This is a genomic window from Aeromonas sp. L_1B5_3 (genome assembly GCF_963866575.1).
Taxonomy (GTDB): domain Bacteria; phylum Pseudomonadota; class Gammaproteobacteria; order Enterobacterales; family Aeromonadaceae; genus Aeromonas; species Aeromonas jandaei.
In genome coordinates this window covers 1-19,499 of the sequence record NZ_CAWMDN010000138.1, presented here as the reverse complement: position 1 = coordinate 19,499, position 19,499 = coordinate 1, and the positions used below count along the sequence as shown (strand labels likewise).

The 19,499-nt window shown below is 54.4% G+C and carries 16 protein-coding genes and 3 pseudogenes; 11 read left to right on the top strand and 8 right to left on the bottom strand.

Translation table 11 applies throughout. The features are described 5' to 3' along the window. Positions 1–162: 162 nt before the first annotated feature. On the bottom strand, positions 163–939 hold the full coding sequence (locus AACR93_RS18000) for a GNAT family N-acetyltransferase (RefSeq protein ID WP_082044151.1): 777 nt from the start codon (positions 937–939) through the stop codon (positions 163–165). Beyond that, positions 869–1,306 (bottom strand): rhodanese-like domain-containing protein, encoded by a 438-nt coding sequence (locus AACR93_RS17995; protein WP_043851565.1) that lies wholly within the window; start codon positions 1,304–1,306, stop codon positions 869–871. The genes AACR93_RS18000 and AACR93_RS17995 overlap by 71 nt, the downstream gene beginning before the upstream one ends. Before the next feature lie 88 nt (positions 1,307–1,394). Between AACR93_RS17995 and pdxR the strand changes: the two genes are divergently transcribed. The 6 genes from pdxR to cfa all read left to right on the top strand — a co-directional run bounded on the left by pdxR (position 1,395) and on the right by cfa (position 7,484). Then, positions 1,395–2,819, top strand: a complete 1,425-nt coding sequence (gene pdxR, locus AACR93_RS17990; protein ID WP_043851564.1) for a MocR-like pyridoxine biosynthesis transcription factor PdxR — start codon at positions 1,395–1,397, stop codon at positions 2,817–2,819. Positions 2,820–2,918: 99 nt separating this feature from the next. Then, positions 2,919–3,320 carry a CidA/LrgA family protein gene (locus AACR93_RS17985; RefSeq protein ID WP_041210812.1) on the top strand — a complete coding sequence of 134 codons (402 nt, stop codon included), beginning with the start codon at positions 2,919–2,921 and terminating at the stop codon, positions 3,318–3,320. Further along, positions 3,313–4,002, top strand: coding sequence for an LrgB family protein (locus tag AACR93_RS17980; RefSeq protein WP_041210813.1), 690 nt, complete (start codon positions 3,313–3,315; stop codon positions 4,000–4,002). The genes AACR93_RS17985 and AACR93_RS17980 overlap by 8 nt, the downstream gene beginning before the upstream one ends. Before the next feature lie 74 nt (positions 4,003–4,076). Continuing rightward, a complete protein-coding gene (locus tag AACR93_RS17975; RefSeq protein WP_043851563.1) occupies positions 4,077–4,973 on the top strand; it encodes a hypothetical protein in 897 nt (298 codons plus the stop codon). Between the two features lie 251 nt (positions 4,974–5,224). Beyond that, positions 5,225–6,088 carry a patatin-like phospholipase family protein gene (locus tag AACR93_RS17970; RefSeq protein WP_041210815.1) on the top strand — a complete coding sequence of 288 codons (864 nt, stop codon included), beginning with the start codon at positions 5,225–5,227 and terminating at the stop codon, positions 6,086–6,088. A gap of 247 nt (positions 6,089–6,335) precedes the next feature. Continuing rightward, complete coding sequence (gene cfa, locus AACR93_RS17965) at positions 6,336–7,484, top strand: cyclopropane fatty acyl phospholipid synthase (RefSeq protein WP_043851562.1); 1,149 nt, start codon at positions 6,336–6,338, stop codon at positions 7,482–7,484. Positions 7,485–7,559: 75 nt separating this feature from the next. On the opposite strand, the gene mutS is transcribed toward cfa, so the two are convergent. Then, complete coding sequence (gene mutS, locus AACR93_RS17960; RefSeq protein WP_043851561.1) at positions 7,560–10,115, bottom strand: DNA mismatch repair protein MutS; 2,556 nt, start codon at positions 10,113–10,115, stop codon at positions 7,560–7,562. 203 nt (positions 10,116–10,318) lie between these two features. Between mutS and AACR93_RS17955 the strand changes: the two genes are divergently transcribed. Continuing rightward, a complete protein-coding gene (locus tag AACR93_RS17955) occupies positions 10,319–11,602 on the top strand; it encodes a tyrosine-type recombinase/integrase (protein ID WP_042081336.1) in 1,284 nt (427 codons plus the stop codon). A 93-nt stretch (positions 11,603–11,695) separates the two neighbouring features. Here the strand turns inward: AACR93_RS17955 and AACR93_RS17950 are convergent, their stop codons facing one another. After that, the gene (locus tag AACR93_RS17950) at positions 11,696–12,739 is read right to left on the bottom strand and encodes a hypothetical protein (protein ID WP_133295844.1); all 1,044 of its coding nucleotides are present in this window, start codon (positions 12,737–12,739) and stop codon (positions 11,696–11,698) included. A gap of 452 nt (positions 12,740–13,191) precedes the next feature. Here AACR93_RS17950 and AACR93_RS17945 point away from each other — a divergent pair, with 452 nt between their 5' ends. The 3 genes from AACR93_RS17945 to AACR93_RS17935 all read left to right on the top strand — a co-directional run bounded on the left by AACR93_RS17945 (position 13,192) and on the right by AACR93_RS17935 (position 15,281). Next, positions 13,192–13,380: a helix-turn-helix transcriptional regulator gene (locus AACR93_RS17945; RefSeq protein WP_042081333.1), complete on the top strand. Its 189-nt coding sequence runs from the start codon at positions 13,192–13,194 to the stop codon at positions 13,378–13,380. Between the two features lie 635 nt (positions 13,381–14,015). Then, positions 14,016–14,699, top strand: coding sequence for an inovirus Gp2 family protein (locus AACR93_RS17940; protein WP_043851559.1), 684 nt, complete (start codon positions 14,016–14,018; stop codon positions 14,697–14,699). A 123-nt stretch (positions 14,700–14,822) separates the two neighbouring features. Next, positions 14,823–15,281 (top strand): Fic family protein, encoded by a 459-nt coding sequence (locus AACR93_RS17935; RefSeq protein ID WP_231556974.1) that lies wholly within the window; start codon positions 14,823–14,825, stop codon positions 15,279–15,281. Between the two features lie 45 nt (positions 15,282–15,326). Here AACR93_RS17935 and AACR93_RS17930 read toward each other — a convergent pair. Next, positions 15,327–15,965, bottom strand: a pseudogene (locus AACR93_RS17930) (IS5 family transposase); the annotation flags it as partial. Between the two features lie 86 nt (positions 15,966–16,051). On the opposite strand from AACR93_RS17930, the pseudogene AACR93_RS17925 reads away from it, so the two are divergent. After that, a pseudogene (locus AACR93_RS17925) lies at positions 16,052–16,765 on the top strand (IS110 family transposase); the annotation flags it as partial. Between the two features lie 4 nt (positions 16,766–16,769). Here the strand turns inward: AACR93_RS17925 and AACR93_RS17920 are convergent. The 3 genes and pseudogenes from AACR93_RS17920 to AACR93_RS17910 all read right to left on the bottom strand — a co-directional run. Beyond that, positions 16,770–16,937 (bottom strand): annotated as a pseudogene (locus tag AACR93_RS17920) (IS1595 family transposase); the annotation flags it as partial. 37 nt (positions 16,938–16,974) lie between these two features. Next, the gene (locus AACR93_RS17915; RefSeq protein ID WP_043851558.1) at positions 16,975–18,204 is read right to left on the bottom strand and encodes a sensor domain-containing diguanylate cyclase; all 1,230 of its coding nucleotides are present in this window, start codon (positions 18,202–18,204) and stop codon (positions 16,975–16,977) included. Positions 18,205–18,447: 243 nt separating this feature from the next. Further along, on the bottom strand, positions 18,448–19,398 hold the full coding sequence (locus AACR93_RS17910) for an IS1595-like element ISKpn3 family transposase (protein WP_043851557.1): 951 nt from the start codon (positions 19,396–19,398) through the stop codon (positions 18,448–18,450). Between the last annotated feature and the right edge of the window lie 101 nt (positions 19,399–19,499).

Sequence of the window (19,499 nt, the reverse complement as noted above, 5' to 3'; positions counted from 1 at the left end):
CTAATCATGCCAATATGGCATGAAATGACTCATTCTAATTCATTTCATGAAGGATCTGAGCCTCTCAACGGGGTGAGGCGTGCAGCGGGCAGGGGATAAACAGGCTGGCCGATCGGATGGCTGGAAAAGCGTGGGGCGGCCAGGGTGGCCGCCCGTATGTATTCAGTTGCCGCGCAGGGCGGCGGTGAGGGCCGAGAGGGAGAGGCGCTGGCGCCCGCTCTGGTCGAAGTTGGCATCGTCCAGCCAGCGGGCAAGGGTCGCCTGCAGGGCGGGCCACTCGCTGTCGATCACCGAGAACCAAGCGGTATCGCGCGAGCGCTCCTTGTCGACCCTGGCTTGCCGGAAGATCCCCTCGAAGGTGAAACCGAGCCGCAGCGCCGCCTGCCGGGAGGGGAGGTTGAGGGCGTTGCACTTCCACTCGTAACGGCGATAGCCGAGGGCGAAGGCGCGCGCCATCATCAGCGCCATGGCGGCGGTGGCGAGCCGGGTGCGGCGCATCGCCGGGGCGAAGTGGAGCCAGCCCACCTCGATGCTGCCAGCGAGAGGGTCGATGCGCAGAAAGCTGGCGAGCCCGAGGGTGCGCCCGCTGGCGGCATCGACAATGGCGTAGAACTGGGGATCCCGCCCTGCCGCCATGCGTGCCAGCCATCCCTGCCACTCGGTGCGGCTCGGGAAGGGGCCGCTGGTGAGGTAGGTCCAAAGGCTTCCGTCATCCTCGCCGAAGGCTTGCCAGAGGCTCGCTTCGTGGCGCGCCGGTTCGAGCGGCTCGCAGCGACAGCCCCATCCCTCAAGCAGTTGCGCGTCGGGGAAACGGGCGCCATCCCAGCCGGCGACCAGCGGCCCGAGCGGTTGGCCAAATTCGTTGAGCTCAGCAGCCACAGCGCACCTCCTCGTTGGCCAGCTGGCCCGGCTCGTCGCCGAGCGCGACCGCAAAGCCATCCCGCTGCCACCAGTGGAGGCCACCGATCAGCTCCTTGACCCGAAAACCGAGGCGCGCCAGCTTGTAAGCTCCCTGAGTCGAGCCGTTGCAGCCGATGCCGTCGCAGTAGCAGACGTAGATGGCATCGCGATCGAGCCCGGCCACCTGCTCGGGCACCATCTCCCGGTGCGGCAGGGAGATGGCCCCGGGAATGTGGCCGGCGGCGTAGTGCGCTGGCGAGCGGGTGTCGATGACGACGATGCCGGCCGTTGCCGCCATCAGGTCTGCGGCCAGATCGGCGGCATCGGTGCGGCAGGCAAGCTGCGCTTCGAAGAAGAGGGCGGCCTGCTCGGGCGAGAGCAGGCCGGTGGAACGAACGTGACTCATGATTAACTCCTTGTCTGATGGCAGAGCTCCACTCTAGCGGCATAATGGTTCACACGGATGTACCAATTCTGCTGGATGGAGTAGACCAATGAGCGCCCTGCCGACCCTGTTTGCCGAGAACGATGCCAGCCTGCCGGTGCAGGAGCGGCTGGTGCGCACGGTGCGCGATGCCATCCTCGCCGGTCACCTGCCGCAGGGCAGCCGCCTGCCGCCGAGCCGGGTGCTGGCGCGGGATCTCTCCCTGTCGCGCGGCACGGTCGAACAGGCTTATGGCCGGCTGGAGGCGGAGGGCTACCTGATCCGCCGGGTCGGCGTGGGCAGCTTCGTAGCGCTGGCGGTGGTGCCCGCACCGCGCAGCAGCCAATGCGGTGGCGCCCCCCTGTCCAGGCGCGGGGCGGCGATCCTCGCCAGCGGCGCCTGTCAGGAGGAGACAGGCACCCCGCACAGTTTTGCCAGCGGTCAGGGCGACACGCTCGCCTTTCCCCGCGAGCTGTGGGGGAGGTTGTTGCAGCAGCAGTGGCGCCGGCACGGGCCGCGCCTGATGCAGTATGGTGATCCCGCCGGTCTGCCCGCTCTGCGTCAGGCCATCGCCGCCTATCTGGTGCAGTCGCGCGGACTGGTCTGCCACCCGGAGCAGGTGCTGCTGCTCACCAGCTCCCAGCAGGGGATCCAGCTCGCCGCCCAGCTGCTGCTCGACCCCGGTGATACGGTCTGGCTGGAGGAGCCGGGTTACCTCGGCGCGCGCAATGCGATGCAGGCCGCCGGGGCGCACCTCCATCCGGTGCCGGTGGATGAGGAGGGGCTCAACCCGGCGGGCGATCATCCGGCGCCGCGCCTCATCTACACCACTCCTTCCCATCAATATCCCCTCGGCATGGCGATGAGCCTGCCCCGGCGCATGGCGTTGCTGGCCCGCGCCGAGCGGGAGCAGGCCTGGATCCTGGAGGATGACTACGACGGCGAGTTTCAGTACGACCAGCGGCCGCTCCCCTCGTTGCAGGGGCTGGATCGCAGCGGCCGGGTCATCTATGTGGGTACCTTCAGCAAGGTGCTGTTCGGTTCGCTGCGCCTTGCCTATCTGGTGCTGCCACCGGCGCTGCTGGAGCCTTTCGCCCGCGCGCGCGCCGCGTTCGACGGCCACAGCAACCAGCTGTTGCAGGCGGTGACCGCCGAGTTTCTGCAGGGGGGCTACTTTGCCAGCCATCTGCGCCAGATGCGGCTGCTCTACCGCAGTCGGCGGGATCTGCTGCTGGCTCAGCTGGCCGAACAGTGCCCGCAGTTGACCCCCATCCACACCGGTGCCGGATTGCAGTGCAGCGCGCTGTTGCCTCCCGGTGGCGAGGCGCGCTGGACAAACCTGGCCAACCGGCAGGGGTTGGGATTGCGACCCTTGCGCCCCTTCTATCTGGGAGAGGCGGATCGGGAGGGGTGGCTGCTCGGTTATGCCGGCCTCGATAACGGCACCCTGCGCCAGCTCTGCCGCGACCTTGGCCGCGTACTGCGGGAGGGATGATGCATTCCTTTCAGGCATGAAATTGATAATTTAAATTCATTTCTGGAAGGTTTTGCCTCTCTCTATACTGTGAACCAGTTCACAGAAAGACCCTTAATCATGAAATCCCTTGCCCTGCGCTGGTTACAGACTCCCTTCCAGATTGTGTTGCTGGCAGCCATCTGGCTGCTGGCCGATACCGCGGTTCGAACCCTCCATCTGCCGCTGCCCGCCAACCTCACCGGCATGCTGTTGCTGCTGGCCTGCATCCTGCTTGGGGTAGTCAAGGCCGAGTGGTTCAGTGCCGGTGCGCGCTGGCTGCTGGCGGAGATGCTGCTCTTCTTCGTCCCCGCCGTGGTGGCGGTGGTCAACTATCAGGAGCTGCTGCTGCAAGAGGGGTGGCGCATCATGGTGGTGCTGCTGGTGAGCACCACCCTGGTACTCGGCACCACGGCACTGGTGGTGGATCGGGTTTACCGCCTCGAACTGAAACTGGCCCGCCGGAGTCGCCGTCATGTCTGATACCCTGCTCGGGCTGATCTGTTTCGCCCTCACCCTGCTCTTCTACTACGCCAGCAAATGGCTCTACGGCAAAAAGCGGATCCTGCCGCTGATGCCGCTGCTGCTGGCGCCGACCCTGCTGGTGGCCGTGGTGCTGCTGTTCCACATCCCCTATCAGGACTACATGGCGGAATCCCACTGGCTGCTCTGGCTGCTGGGCCCGGCGACCGTCGCCTTCGCGGTGCCGGTCTACGAGAACCGCCAGCTCATTCGTCGCCACTGGCTGTCGCTGTCGGTGGGGGTGGTCGCATCGGTCATCATGGCGGTAGGGAGTACCGTGCTGCTGGCCCGCTGGCTCGATCTCTCCGACATGCTGCAGCGCAGTCTGGCGATGCGCTCCATCACCACGCCTTTTGCGGTGGAGGCGACCCGCGCCATCGGCGGTCAGAGCGATCTCACGGCTCTGTTTGTGGTGCTGACCGGCGTCATCGGCATGGCGGTGGGGGAGAGCGTGCTCACCGTGCTGGCCATTCGCAGTCGTCTCGGCAAGGGGGCGGGGTTTGGCGCCTCGGCCCACGGCGCCGGCACCGCAAAGGCCTATCAGATGGGTAACGAAGAGGGGGTGGTCTCCAGCATGGTGATGATGATTGCCGGCATGGTGACCGTGCTGCTGGCGCCCCTGCTGGGCCGGATGTTCTGGTAGGCTGAGCTTCCTTTTACAAGGCTGCTCGTCCCGGCGCTACACTCTAGTGAGCGTGTATTTCCGGGATGAGCAGTATGACCTTTCATCGCCTCGCTTCCTTCTTGCTGCTGTGCAGCCTCTCACTTCTTGCCGCCCCCCTGCGGGCGAGCGACGTCTTTACCCATATCAGCCCGGAGAGCGACCGGGATCAGCGCACCATCTATTTTCGCGAGCTGCTGCAGCTGGCGCTGGAGAAGACCCGCGACAGCTTCGGCGACTACGAGCTGCGGGCTGCACCACCGATGAACCGGATCCGGCTGCGGCAGGTGCTGCAGACCAACTTCTATCCCAACTTCTTTGCCGTCGATACGCCGCAGCCCGATAGCGGCGAGGCCCTCGACTATGTCCGCTTCCCGGTGGAACTCGGCATCCTCGGCTACCGCATCTGCTTCGTCAGCCCGCAGCAGGCAAAGGCGATTGCCGGGGTGACCCGCTTCGAGCAGCTCAAGCAGTACCAGAACGTGCAGGGGCGCGGCTGGCAGGATGCCGCCATTCTGCGAGCGGCCGGTCTGCAGGTGCAGGAGGTGGACAGCTACGAGCGGCTGTTCAAGCTAGTGGCCCGCGGGCGGGCCGACCTCTTTTGCCGTGGCGCCAACGAGCTCTTCACCGAGCTGGAGCAGCACCGGGATCTGCCCGGCCTCACCGTGGAGCAGCATATCGCCCTGCACTACCCCTTCCTCCATCTCTTTTACACCTTCAAGGGGAATCAGGCGGGGATCCGGCGCCTTCAGGCCGGGCTCAAGCTGGCGTGGCAGGATGGCTCGCTACAGCGGCTCTGGCTGCACCACTTCAAACCCTCCCTCGATCAGGCCAGGCTCCACCAGCGTCAGCTGTTCGAGCTGCCCAACCCCTTGCTCAAGGGGAGCGACTTTGATTACGACGCCTACCACTACGATCCGGTGACCGGGCGTTTTGGCCCCGGCTTGCCCTGATTGAGGTGAGAACACGGCCAGCCCTGCGGCTGGCCTTTTTGCGGTGCAAATCATTCCAAAGTGGCATGATGTTTATTATTTAAATTCATTTTTAGAATGATTTTCTGCTGCATATACTGGCTTTGCTTCACGGTATCGGCGCAGCGACACTGTCCGAACCGTCTAGCTCAGGCGTCTTGGTGTCCGACATGAAGGCGTCCATCACCGATCGGGGCATGCCCCGGATTTGTTACCGCTGACGGAGCCTTCACATGTTCTCTTCTGCTACCAACGCGCTCATTGTCGAAGGGGGCGCCATGCGCGGCATCTTCGCCAGTGGCGTGCTCGATGCCTTCGTGGAAAGCCACCACTACCCGTTCGATTTCGTCATGGGCGTCTCGGCCGGGGCGACCAATCTGGTCTCTTACCTGAGCGAGCAGCCACGCCGCAGCCATCACATCATCACCGAGCTGGCCTGCAGCAGCGACTTTCTCGACCCGCTGCGCTTCGTCAAGGGGGGCGATCTGGTGGATATCAGCTGGCTCTGGCGGACCAGTCGTTACCGTTTTCCCCTCGATCTCGACACCTTCTCCGCCTGCCGCATTCCCTTCTATGCGGTGACCACCGATGTGGCGACCGGTGAAGCCGTCTACCTGCCGGTGCGCCCCGACAACATGGACGAGGTGCTGACCGCCACCTGCGCCCTGCCGGTGGTGCAGCACGAGACTCCCTCTGTCGATGGCCGTCCCATGGCGGATGGCGGCATCAGCGACTCCATCCCGGTGATCGAGGCCTATCGACGCGGGGCACGGCGGATGACGGTGGTGCTCTCCGAGCCGCGCGGTTATCGCAAGAAGCCGGCCCGCTTCTGCTGGATGGTGAAGGCGCTGCTCAAGACCCAGCCTGCACTGGCACAGGCGATGCTGGCACGGGATGTGGCCTACAACCGCGCCCTCGACTTTATCGAAACGCCGCCCGCCGATTGCGAGATCGAGGTGATCGCGCCACCGGCCGGTTTTCCGGTCTCCCGATTTACCCGCGATCAGCTCAAGCTGGAGTCCGGCTATCTGCAGGGTTACTGGCAAGGGCGCCAGAGTCTGCTGCGGGCGGCTGGCGAGGTGATGGCAGTCGCCTGAGGGCCAAACATTGATTGGATGAGTCTGGCTATATCAAAGGTCGGTTCATTCCTCTATTTGCGTTGTAGCTGTTGATCCGCCATCGGCATGACTTGCTAGCCGGCAGCAACCAGGTGACATATAGATTCATCCCATTATTTGATGGTTGATGACGGGGCATCCTTTTCCCTTATTTTCACCTATGTTGTTTTTGGTCGCTATTTATATGCCGAGGAGGATTGTCTGAAAATTGAAAAGGAATATTGTTATGGCAACCCAAGAGTTGGAATTGTGCGTAGCTGAAAGCCACTATTACAATATTGTCGCAGAGCTGCTTGAATATGCCGGTGTGACGATTAATGGCCCCCAGCCATATGATATCAAAATAAATAATCACCTCTTTTTCTCCCGGGTTATCAAAGAGGGGTCGTTGGGACTGGGTGAGAGCTACATGGATGGCTGGTGGGATTGCCCGCGGCTTGACATGCTGTTCCATCGCCTGCTGGTGGCCGGAGTTGAAGAGCGTGTTCCGCGTCACCTCTCCGACATTGCCTATGTACTCACCAGCCGACTGGTGAACAGGCAGAGTCGCAGACGTGCCTGGCAGGTCGGACGGGAGCATTATGATCTTGGCAACGATCTGTTTGAGCTGATGCTGGACCCCTATATGCAGTACTCCTGTGGTTACTGGGCCAGTGCCGATAATCTGGAGCAGGCGCAGAGCGATAAACTGCACCTGATTTGCGAGAAGCTGCGGCTGCAAAAGGGGATGCGGCTGCTGGATATCGGATGTGGCTGGGGTGGACTGGCCCGTTTTGCTGCCGAGCATTATGGGGTGTCGGTGGTCGGTGTGACCATCTCGGCGGAGCAGCAGGCGCTGGCACAGGAGAACTGTTCCGGATTGCCGGTCGAGATCCGCCTGCAGGATTATCGCGACCTCAACGAGCAATTTGACCGGATTGTATCGGTCGGGATGTTTGAACACGTCGGGCCGAAAAACTATGCGACCTATTTTGAGGTGGTCGCCAATAATCTGGTAGAAGATGGACTTTTTCTATTGCATTCCATTGGCTCAAATAAAACTGATTTGAATGTGGACAAGTGGATTGATAAATATATTTTTCCGAATGGTTGCCTCCCCTCGATATTGCAAATAGCCCAGAATAGTGAAAAACAATTTGTCATGGAAGATTGGCACAATTTCGGTGCTGATTATGATCGCACCCTGATGGCTTGGCTGACTCGTTTCAATGCGGCCTGGCCGAAATTGAAGGTGCATTACAACGAGCGATTCTATCGAATGTTCACCTATTACCTGAACGCTTGTGCCGGGGCATTCCGGGCGCGGGATATTCAGCTCTGGCAGGTGCTGTTCAGCCCCAAAGGGGTAACCGGCGGGATCCGTGTGCCCCGTTAGGGCGCGGGGCGCTGGTGCGAATGAAAAGGGGAACCTCGCGGTTCCCCTTTTATCTTTCTGATCGGCAGGCGCTGGTTACAGCATCTGCTTGAGGCGATAGAGCAGATCCAGCGCCTGCCGCGGGGTGAGTTCGTCCGGGCGCACCGCTTCCAGCTCATCGACTACCGGATGGCTCTGGGGCGCCATGGCCACCGGGGCAGGGCGGGTTTCACCGGCGGCCACCGGGGTGGCGCTCTCCAGCTCGTACAGTTTGTGACGGGCCTGCTGGATCACCGATTTCGGCACTCCGGCCAGTGCGGCAACTTGCAGGCCGTAGGAGCGGCTGGCCGCCCCCTCCTGCACCGCGTGCATAAAGGCGATGGTGTCGCCGTGCTCCACCGCATCCAGGTGGACGTTGGCCAGCCCGCTCATCAGCTCCGGCAAGCGGGTCAGCTCGAAGTAGTGGGTGGCAAACAGGGTGTAGGCGCCGATCTTGCTCGCCAGCTGCTCGGCGCAGGCCCACGCCAGCGAGAGGCCGTCGTAGGTGCTGGTGCCGCGGCCAATCTCGTCCATCAGCACCAGACTGCGGGCGGTGGCGTTGTTGAGGATATTGGCGGTCTCGGTCATCTCCACCATGAAGGTGGAGCGTCCCGATGCCAGATCATCCGATGCCCCGATGCGGGTGAAGATGCGGTCGATGGGGCCGATGCGGGCGCTGTCGGCCGGCACGAAGGCGCCGATATGGGCCAGCAACACGATCAGCGCGGTCTGGCGCATGTAGGTCGATTTACCGCCCATGTTGGGGCCGGTGATGATCAGCATCCGCCGCTCCCGCTCCAGCCGGATGGGGTTGGCGATAAAGGGGTCGGTCATCACCTGCTCCACCACCGGATGGCGGCCCGCCTCGATGATGATCTGATCTTCGTCGATGAGGGTGGGGCAGCGGTAGTCGAGGGTCTCGGCCCGCTCGGCCAGGTTGGCCAGCACGTCCAGCTCCGCCAGCGCGGCAGCAGACTCCTGCAGATCGCCAAGGTGCGGCAGCAGAGCATCGAGCAGCTCCTCGTAGAGGCGTTTCTCCAGCGCCAGCGCCTGCGCCTGGGCGGTGAGCACCCGATCCTCGTACTTTTTCAGCTCGTCGATGATGTAGCGTTCGTTGTTCTTGAGGGTCTGGCGGCGGATGTAGTGGGCCGGCACCAGATGGCTGTTGGCGCGGCTTACCTCGATATAGAAGCCGTGCACCTTGTTGTAACCCACCTTGAGGGTGTTGATGCCGGTCAGCAGCTTCTCCCGCTCCTCGATGCGGGCGAGGCTGGCGGTGGCGCCGTTGGCCAGATCCCGCAGCTCGTCCAGCTCGGCGTTGAACCCTTCACGGATCACGCCACCATCGCGGATCAGCACCGGCGGCACCTCCATCACGGCGCGCTCCAGCAGGTCCAGCAGCTCGGGGAAGGTGCTGGCCCGCTCGCGCAACTGCTGCACCGCTTCGTGCTCGCTCTCCGCCAGCAGGCGCTGCAGTTCGGGCAGCTGGGCAAAAGCCTGCCGCAGCCGGGTGAGATCGCGCGGACGGGCCGAGCGCAGTGCCAGACGCGCCAGCACCCGCTCCACATCGCCGACCTGACGCAGCAATCCGCCCAACTCGTCATAGAGGTTCTGCTCGATCAGCTCCTTGATGGTGCTCTGGCGACCTTTCAGGATCACCCGATCGCGGATCGGCTGGTGGATCCAGCGCTTGAGCAGCCGGCTGCCCATCGGCGTGGCGGTGCAGTCCAGCACGGCGGAGAGGGTGTTGTCTTGACCGCCGGCCAGATTCTGGGTCAGCTCCAGATTGCGGCGGGTGGCGGCATCCATGATGACCGCGTGATCGGGCTGTTCGAGGCGCACGCTGCGAATGTGGGGCAGGGCGGTGCGCTGGGTGTCCTTGACGTACTGCATCAGGCAGCCGGCGGCGCACAGGGCGGTCTCGCTCTGTTCGACGCCAAAGCCCACCAGATCCTGGGTACCGAATTGTTGGCAGAGCAGCTTGCGGGCGGTGCCGAGCTCGAACTCCCACTCCGGGCGTCGGCGCAGGCCGCGGCGCCCCTCGACGTGGTGCAGGAAGGCGAAGGATTCGGGGTAGAGCAGCTCCGCCGGATTGGTGCGCTGCAGCTCCGCCAGCAGGGTCTCTTCTTTCTCGAACTGGTTGATGAAGAAGCGGCCGGAGCCGATGTCCATGGTGCCATAGCCGAAGCGGCGGCCATCGTGATAGACGGCGGCGATCAGGTTGTCCTGCCGCTCGCTGAGCAGCGCCTCGTCGGAGACGGTGCCCGGGGTGATGATGCGAATGACCTTGCGCTCCACCGGCCCCTTGCTGGTGGCGGGATCCCCCACCTGTTCGCAGATGGCGGCAGATTCGCCGAGCTGCACCAGCTTGGCCAGATAACCCTCGATGGCGTGATAGGGCACGCCTGCCATCGGGATGGGGCTGCCGGCCGACTGGCCGCGCTTGGTCAGGGAGATATCGAGCAGCTGGGAGGCCTTGCGGGCATCGTCATAGAACAACTCGTAGAAGTCGCCCATCCGGTAGAACAGCAGGATCTCCGGGTTCTCGGCCTTGAGAGTCAGATACTGCTGCATCATAGGTGTGTGCTGGTGTAAATTTTCTATTGTTATCAATGTCTGTTCGCCATTAAGTTGCTGTTATTGCACTTATCTTTTTCATTGTTAAGGCTCAGCATGGTTCAGTTTGTCTCATCAAAGCTCACTAAATCTTGCTTTAAAGCGTAGGTTAAAGCGTAGGTTTATGTGATGATGAACGTGGTTGAAATGAAAACCTACGCTTTTGCTCTCATAAAAAACGATATGAAAGGATGTAAGTGATGGCCGCGCCCCAGAATAGCAAACCGCTTTCTTACAAGGCAATTGAGTCGATGAAGCCAGGAGACAAAGATAAAGTCGACGTCGGTGATTACCGAGGATTGCGAGTCGCGTGTGGAAAAACGGGAAAGAAAAGCTTTTACTATCGCTACAACGACCCTTTGAATCCGCGTAAGCAAAAGCAAGTCACCTTAGGTGTCTTTCCTGCCATGTCCTTGGAGGAGGCCAGGACCAAGTTCAAGGAATTGAAGCTCATGAGGCATCAAGGTGTCTGTCCGGCTACAGAGCTGAGCGCAGTTAAAGTCAAGCGCGACCAAGAATCTGAAGTCGTTGCACCGTTTACCATCACTGACATGATCGAGCTTTACCTGACTGAGCACATCGAAGATCGGCATGCCAAGGAAGGAGGAATTTTACTTGGAGCCCGTAAACCCAAAGGGCAAGCAGAAACACGAAGGACTCTCTATAACGATCCTGTGCGTGCATTCGGAGAGAGGTTAGCCACAGAGGTGCCAGCTAACGATATCGTGGCTTTGGTCATGGAGATTGTTGCGCGGGGAGCGAATGTGCAAGCTGGTAGTGTTCTGCGTGAGCTGTCAGCTGCTTTCGATTATGCAATTGGAACGGGCAAACTGGATGAGCACTTTGTAAACCCAGTTACGAACGCAAAGAAAAGATTAAAATTAGCGAAAGTGCGTTTAACATGTCAAAAAGGAACTCGAATTCTTAGTGATGAAGAGCTAAAAAAATTTCTTCTCTGGTTACCAAGTTCTGGTTTTACTATTCCACAGAAAAACGTGCTCAGAATGACGTTATGGACAGGATGTCGTACCGGAGAAATCTGTGGTGCTTATTGGCGAGATATTGATCTAAGTAATGGCACATTCCATTTAAAAGAAACGAAAACTGATACCGAGCGATATGTTCAGCTTCCAAGACAAGCTATCGACTTTCTTCATTCACTGAAATTAATTACAGGTGATTGTTTATTTCCATCGCTTTTGACTAAAAAGCCGATACCTCAAAAATTGTTAACTGAAACTGCGTGGCGACTGCGCAAAGACAATGTAATGATTGATATACCTTCGTGGACACCACATGACCTTCGGCGTACCGTTAGAACAGGGCTTGCAAAGCTGAAATGTCCAAGTGATATTGCAGAAGCAATATTAGGTCATGCCCCAAAGGGCATAGAAGGAACATACAACCTCCACAGATACAATGATGAGTGCAAAGAGTGGTTGCAAAAGTGGGCGGATCATTTAGACAGATTAACTGCGATATAGATGATTTTCCTCGATTAAATATAGTTTTCCGTGGGGGCGTAAGTGCCCCCATGTAACATGCAATTTTTATAGCTAGCTGAAACATTGATGCAACTACCCATCAGGATTGATGCTGCAGTACGCATCGTTAATTAGTTTTTCTATGACTGCATTTCTTTTTATTCCCTTTGCCTTTGTAATTTCTTTTAATTTTCTTTCAATGTCTACACTCATGATGAAATTATATTGTTTGCTGTCTGGATTGTTCTTTCTGTATTTTTTTTGGGTTAGGGATTTTTTAAGTCTATCAAATTTAACTATACAGTCACTTTCTTTAAATATGAAGAGTAAATCAAAGTAAGTTGTAATGGCTTCAGAAATATCATCATTGCTATTGCCGTCAATTATTTTTAAAAAAATGTCATCTTGATCTATCTGGTCTTTTATCCATAACAAATCTTCATTATCTAATCCTTTAAAGTTCAACCAGCTTTTAGGTTTTTGTTTTTTAATTATTTTACTCCAAAGCAATTCAATAAACTGAAGGTGTTTGGACTTTATAGCGATGCCATCGTCTAAGCGATCAAAATACTCAATCACCCTTTCTTTTTTTTGACGAGAGGTTTTGGCTCTTGGGTGGCTATTGGTAAAACGCATGTGACTTAATGATATTACATCTTCAAAAGAATTGCTTCTAAAATAAGCTGGCCCTGGTTGACTAAGATTTGGGAGGTTTTTTTTGTAAAGGTCACTATCTTTATCAAAAAAATAACTCCAATTATTGGTTATAGCGAATGCAAAATTACACACTCTTGGGTTCGTTACCTGTATCCAGCAAAAGTGCTCCATTTCTAGACAGTTTCTACTGAACTGTTTGAATAGAAATTCTGCGATTGCGTCAGTGTTCTCTAACTGGATGGCGTTATCTATTTTCCGAATGTAGTTTGCGATAACATAATCTTGTTTGGTTTTGAAATAGTCATTAAAAATTAATAAAATTGAGTCAGAATCAGTGTTGATGGTGTCAAAATGTAGTTGATACAGAATATATTCTGCAAATCTTCTCATTTCCTCCGTAGCTTTCAGTCTATTGAAGCGATCGCCCCATGGGTATTTAGAGTCATTTTTTATTGGTAGCCCATGGCTTGGTAATTTCATATAAATCCACTCGCGTTAAATATTGTTTAGGTTTGATACTAGTGTTTTTCTAGTGTCAGTCAAGTGTCATTATAGGGTTTTTCTAGTATGTAAATAGTGTTTTTTATGGGCTCCCAGCCCAGTTTTTTGTCGATTTTCATTGATATGTATGCATTTTTTATGAGTTAGAGAGTGTTGTGTGTAGCCTCTCGTCCCCCAGTGAAAAAATCAGGCGACAACTCCCCTGCCACTGGGGGCTCGTGATTGGTGTGAGTCTGTTCATCATTGTTTTTTACAGAGAGCTTGTATGTGAAGACCTGTAGTAGCATCGATGAGTCGTTGGTGATTTGGTATTGGCTGTGGATTATTGAGTATAAATGGTGGGGCAATGAAGCTGCTGTGATGATGGAGTCTGGGATATGTAAAAATGAACACAGAGCACCTTAGGTATGAAAAAACTTAAGGAGAGTAAAATGGGTCTCATTAAAATAAATGAATTGATCGCGATGACTAAGCTATCTCGCCCAACAATCTATCGGCTAATCAAGGCAGGGAAGTTCCCTTCACAACTCCAAACATCGCCAAAGACGGTAGCATGGGAAAAATCAGAAGTAGAAGACTGGATTCGCAAATTGGTAATGGAGCGAAAAAATCATAACTAATAATATCTTGGCTCCCTTTTTTGGGAGCTGTTTTTTAAGTTTAATGGTTTCATTATGGTCTATTTGGAGCCAGTAAATGAAGGCTGTCAATCTGCTGTGCAGATTAAGTTTATGGCATAGAATAATTGCTTGATCGTTGAGGCTAAGTTCAGAGTAAGTTTTTTATTCTAATGCTCGGTATTATCGAGACCTTATCGAAAATACCTACGATTCTTTTCGGTGATTTAGTCGGCTACTTAGTTCGGTAATAGTATTACATATACACACAAAGTGTATAACAAGGCAGAGGGGGCAGGAGATATATCGAGGGTGAGAGTGATACACCATCAGAGTGTATCACAGGGTATGTGAACGAGAACATGTGATATATACACTTCGTGTATACCAATCAGATGCACATCAGGCTTGTACATCAGATACAAGCCATTAGCTGTATAGATCTGCATAGCAAAGTATATGTAATGCACAGAGTGCTAAATGCAGATTGGTATATCAACCTAGTGGTTTGATAAGAGAGAACAGTATCAGTTGTCCGTAAAGTTTTACGTAGCAATCCTCATTAATGATGATAAGTGAAGTCACCTGAGTATCTAACCAACGGGTATAGGTATTCCATGCGAGCTATAGGAACTTATATGAAATCAAAAGTCGGGTATCATTTAATAGCCGACGAGCTAGAAAACTTACGAGGTGTGGCTGAGGCCAAGTATGGTTCAATATCCTTTGAGCAGTTGAAAACATCCGTGGAGGTAATCGCTAACTTCTTGAATAAACACCCACGAGTGTTTGCAGTGCGCGTTGACCTACGCTTCCCCCTGATATCCATCATGGATGATCCGGATATGCCGACAAGCTTCCCACCGGAGGTAGAGGAGGAAAAGGTTATTAAGCGCTTTATAGCTTCACTAAAAAGCCAAATACAGGCGGCACGTCACCGTAAGGGTAAGACGGGTAAACCATTCTTCTTTGGATTTATCTGGGTGAAGGAGCAAGTAACAAGCCAGTACCCTCATTATCACGTGGTGCTACTATTTAACAGAGATGATTACGGTCATCTTGGGGATTACTCTAATTTCGATGGAGATAACATGGCTACGCGTATCCGTAAAGCTTGGTGTAGTGCATTGAGGCTCGCATACCCTGATTATGCGTCTTTGGTGCATTTCCCTGACGATGCAGAGTATCGATTTGATCGCCGAGATGCTGACCTGCATAATGAGAAATTTTATAAATTCTTGGAGAGGACCGCGTATTTATTTAAGTTACGCACGAAAGTACGAGGTGAACGTAATTACGGGCGTAGTCAACTGATAAGGTAATGTTACACTTAATTCACTGGCCCTAGCGGGGACGCTCGGCCATTCAAATTCAATTCGGGAGTTTCTGCTCCCGGATCTGTTAAGCTAATCCCTCATTTGTTATCGCATCAGTTGGAGTAACCCATGGCAGCCTATTCCCCTCCCTTCACCCTGACCCACGCCATGTTGAGTCGGGTGGCGGAGATCGCCGAGTTGGTGGGGCAGTGGCGGTTTGCTCAGAGCTCCCAGGTGCCGATGCTGCGTCGAGAGAACCGGATCCGCACTATCCAAGCCTCCTTGGCGATTGAGCACAACACACTGAGTGTTGAACAGGTGACGGCAGTGATTGAGGGAAAGACGGTGCTTGGGCTTCCACGGGAAATCCAAGAAGTCGGTAATGCGTTTGCGGCCTATGAAGCAATGCCTGATTGGGATCCGGCTTCCGCTGATGATCTACTCGGTGCTCACATACTCCTGATGCGTGGACTCTGTGATGATGCGGGTCACTGGCGTAGCGGTGGTGTAGGTATCTATCGAGGCGAGCAGTTGGTGCATATGGCTCCCCCTGCGAACCAGGTCCCTCGTCTGATGGGGCCTTGTTGATCAAATCCAAAGTCGGATACTCGCTCCCCAACCCGCCGGGCGGGCTTAGTTGACGGCCTGCCGAATGGGCATACCAAGCCCTATGACCTTGTTCATGACTTTTACCCCAGCCAGGATCTCACCCACCTGGGCGTTGTAGCTCCGCAGACTCAGTTTCGGACCGATGAGCTGCTTGAAGCGATACATGGCGGTCTCAGCTATCGAGCGCTGATGATAGCCAGAGTCCTTTTTCCATTGCTCCAGCTCTCCTGCCTTGAGCGCGGCAACCGCCTCGTTGCGTGGATAGCCTTTCTTCCAGAATGCCGCATTCTTTCTCGGCGGTATGGTGGCCTTGATGCCCTTCTTTTGCAGTAGGGTATAGCAGGCTCTGGTGTCATAGGCACCATCGGCGCTGACTTGTTCTATCTTGCGGCGCAAGGGGTTGAGCAGCGTGGGCAACACCTCGTTATCGCCCACCGTTTCCAGGCTGACTTCGGCTGCAACGATGGCATGGGTCGCCGCATCTACGGCCAGGTGAAGCTTGCGCCAGACGCGGCGTTTCTCCTTGCCGTGCTTGCGAATTTTCCATTCGCCTTCGCCATAGACCTTGAGTCCGGTGGCATCGATGACCAGGTGAGCCACTGGGCCATGGCTCGATAGGCGGTACTTGATTTCGACCGTCTTGGCGCGCTTGCTGATACAGCTAATGGGATGGTCGCCCCTCCTAAACTGGCAGCACCTGTGCCAACGTGTGGGACGATACATTCATCAATGTGAGCGGAGCGATCAACATGAACGTTAAAACTATCGGGATCGATTTGGCGAAAGCGATTTTCCAGATACACGGTGTGAACGAACACGGTAAGTGCCTGTTTAACAAGCAGCTCAAGCGGGCACAAATGATCAGCTTTTTTGCCAATCTGCCACCCTGTCTGGTTGGCATGGAAGCCTGTAGCAGCGCCCACTATTGGGCCAGAAAACTGCAAGGGCTAGGACATACCGTTAAACTGATGGCCCCGCAGTTTGTTAAACCCTACGTGAAGACCAACAAGAACGATGCGGCGGATGCTGAGGCGATCTGCGAAGCGGTGAGCCGGCCGAACATGCGGTTTGTGCCAATGAAGAGTAGTGAGCAGTTAGCCGTCCTAGCGCTGCACCGCGCCCGACAAGGCTTTGTTAAGGCGAGGACCGCACAGGCCAACCAGCTACGTGGTCTGCTGGCAGAACACGGGATCATCATCCCTAAAGGCATTGCCCACATTGGCAAGCATCTGCCCGAGATCCTAGAGGAGTACGAGAACGGGTTGCCAGGGACGTTTCGGCAATTGCTCGAGCGCCTGGGGGAGCATCTCAAGGCGCTCGACCGGCAGGTTCAGGAACTAGAGGTCCAACTCCAGAGCTGGCATCGTGAGAACGTCGCCAGCAAGAAGCTGGCGCAGATCCCGGGGATCGGCCCGCTCACCGCGAGTGCCTTGATCGCCTCCGTCGGAGACGCAAAAAGTTTCCTGATTACCCATGACCCTCAGCCAGCTTCAAGAGTCGATATGGCATCGGAGGGCTTGCCACGACTGCATGCCCCAATTCTACCAACATGCTATTGAGGTCAAAACGATGATTAAACCGGAAGCAGTATTCAGCAAGATGCCTTGGTAAATGCTTCGCTCCGAGCGTATGGCAACCGCGATTCTCACTATTCAAGCCAAATTAAATCTTTTTATGCGATACATACACGATTTCTACCTTCGTTTTTTGCATGATATAAAGCACTATCCGCTTCTAGTAGTAATGTTTCTTCAGTCTTTATATGTGAGGTATTATCTGAACAGGCAATACCAAAGCTCATGGTGACAGAAAAATTGCCTTCATTCCTTTCAAACTTTAGATCAGAAATTGCTTGACGGATACGCTCTATAATTAACAGAGCATCTGTGGCATTGGTTTCACCCAGTATAATTAAAAACTCCTCACCACCATAACGCCCAACACAATCATGACTCCTTAAGTGGTTAGTTAAACTTTTACTGACCTCCTTCAGCGCTGTATCACCAGCAACATGACCATATGTGTCGTTGACATGTTTGAAATGATCTATATCAGCAAGTATTACAGTAGTAGGCTGTTTTTTTCTTGTGTCTTTTTCGATGGTGTTTTTTAGGAATTCCATTATAGCGCCCCGATGAAAAACACCAGTAAGTGCATCCCGAGAAGACTGCTCTTTGAGTTGCGCCAATGCATTTACCAACTGATTGTTTATGTCATAGATGCGTTGATAAAGACGGCTTTTTTCGACTAAAAATGATATTTGCCTTGCAAGGTTAATAAATATTTTTTGGTGGGCATCAATGTATGTGTTTTTTTCTTTGCTAGAGAAGAAAATGAAACCGATAGGCTTACCATCTGCAATGAGCGGGCAGGTTAAACTTGATTGAATGCCTTCAGCAACTATTAATTTAGTTGATAATGAGTTAGGGTTTTCAGCTAAATATAGTTGCAGGTCGTTAAGAATGCGGGGTTGTTGCGAGGTTAGTATCCCCTCTAAACTACTACCACTTAAAAAAGCAGTATATCCATTTTTGATCATTACTTTTTCTGGGTAATTGCTTTTTGTCCAATGAGCGAAAACCCGCTCATAATCATCAGATATTAATGCGCAGCCGATCCTATCGTAAGGTATTATTTCATGAAATGTGTCATATATGCGATTTAAAACCTCATCAAGAACAATGCCTTTACTGATTTCAGTGGATATTTCTTGAATTTTATTAAACCCATCAAGTCGGGCATCAAGCCAGGCAGCCAACTGAACAAGATCAGATTCAAAATCGAGAATGGATTCTATGTTGGTATCCTTCGGGAAAGATAAGGAACATTTGCCTTGTTTAATTTTTTTTATGGCTTCTCTGTATGAAGCTAACCGTTGAACTGATAGTGTTACATCGTTCATATCTTGTCCTTATCGGTACTGCGTTGACTTTTTGTAGCATAACGTCTGTTTAATCGATGATGCGAATAATACCTTGAGATCGTGATCTCCATCTAGATCTCTATCGCAGCGTGACATAATGGGTCATCAAATCATCTTCGCCGACAGTAAATTCAGCAGCAAGCGCCATCAGACCCGTAAAGCGATTTTTGCCCCTTCATGATCCCAGAAAAAGATCGTGAATTTAATCAATTAGCTACCTGATTACCCATGACCCTCAGCCAGCTTCAAGAGCCGATATGGCATCGGAGGGCTTGCCACGACTGCATGCCCCAATTCTACCAACATGCTATTGAGGTCAAAACGATGATTAAACCGGAAGCAGTATTCCGCAAGATGCCTTGGTAAATGCTTCGCTCCGAGCGTATGGCAACTGCCCCGCAGCGAGTTTTTCACATTTCCTATCATCGTGTTTACCCAGTTGAATGCCGGATGATCCAGCCAGTCCAGGTTGCCCCCGGTGACAACTCCCAGGTGCTCACAATTGGCCTCCTTGACCGCTTTGAAACAGGCCAATCCATCGGATATCACCGCGCTACCACTGGCAATATGCCGTTTTGCCCAATCAGCAACGGACTTGGTTTTGAAACCATCGACCACCGTCATCCGCATCTTGATTGGATGTCCTTCCTTGTTCAGGGCCACTGCTGCCACAAACGGCGTCTTGCCTGCCGCGCCCCGACCCCGTTTGCCACCACGGCGCTCGCCACCCCAGTAGACATCATCGAGCTGAATGATGCCGCTGATGGGCTGCTTGTCATCGGACTCTTTCATGGCTTGCAGCAGCTTGTGCTTGAGCATCCAGGCGGTGTCATATTTGACGCCCAACTGGCGCTTTAGCTCCATCGCTGACAAGCCTGTTTTGGTTTGTGACAACAGGTGCATTGCCAGAAACCACTTGGTCAGTGGGAGCTTGGTGTTTGCGAAAATCGTGTTTCCAGTCAATGACATCTGGTGACGGCAGTGATTGCATTGCCACACACGTGGCCGCCTTCTCAGGCGACAACAGGTCTTGTTGGCACATTCAGGGCAGACAAAGCCGTTAGGAAAACGCCAAGTGAACAGCGCGTTTTCGCACTGAGCCTCAGTGCCATAGTCCTTGAGAAACTCAAACAGGCTGTAGCCTTTCTGGAATTGGATTTTGCTTTTGGCCATGATCTCGCACCTCGATAACTGTACGTAAGATCAGTATAGTTCGTGGTAACTGACTGCTAATCATGGGTAATCAGGAAGGGATAACCGATGGTAAAGTAAGT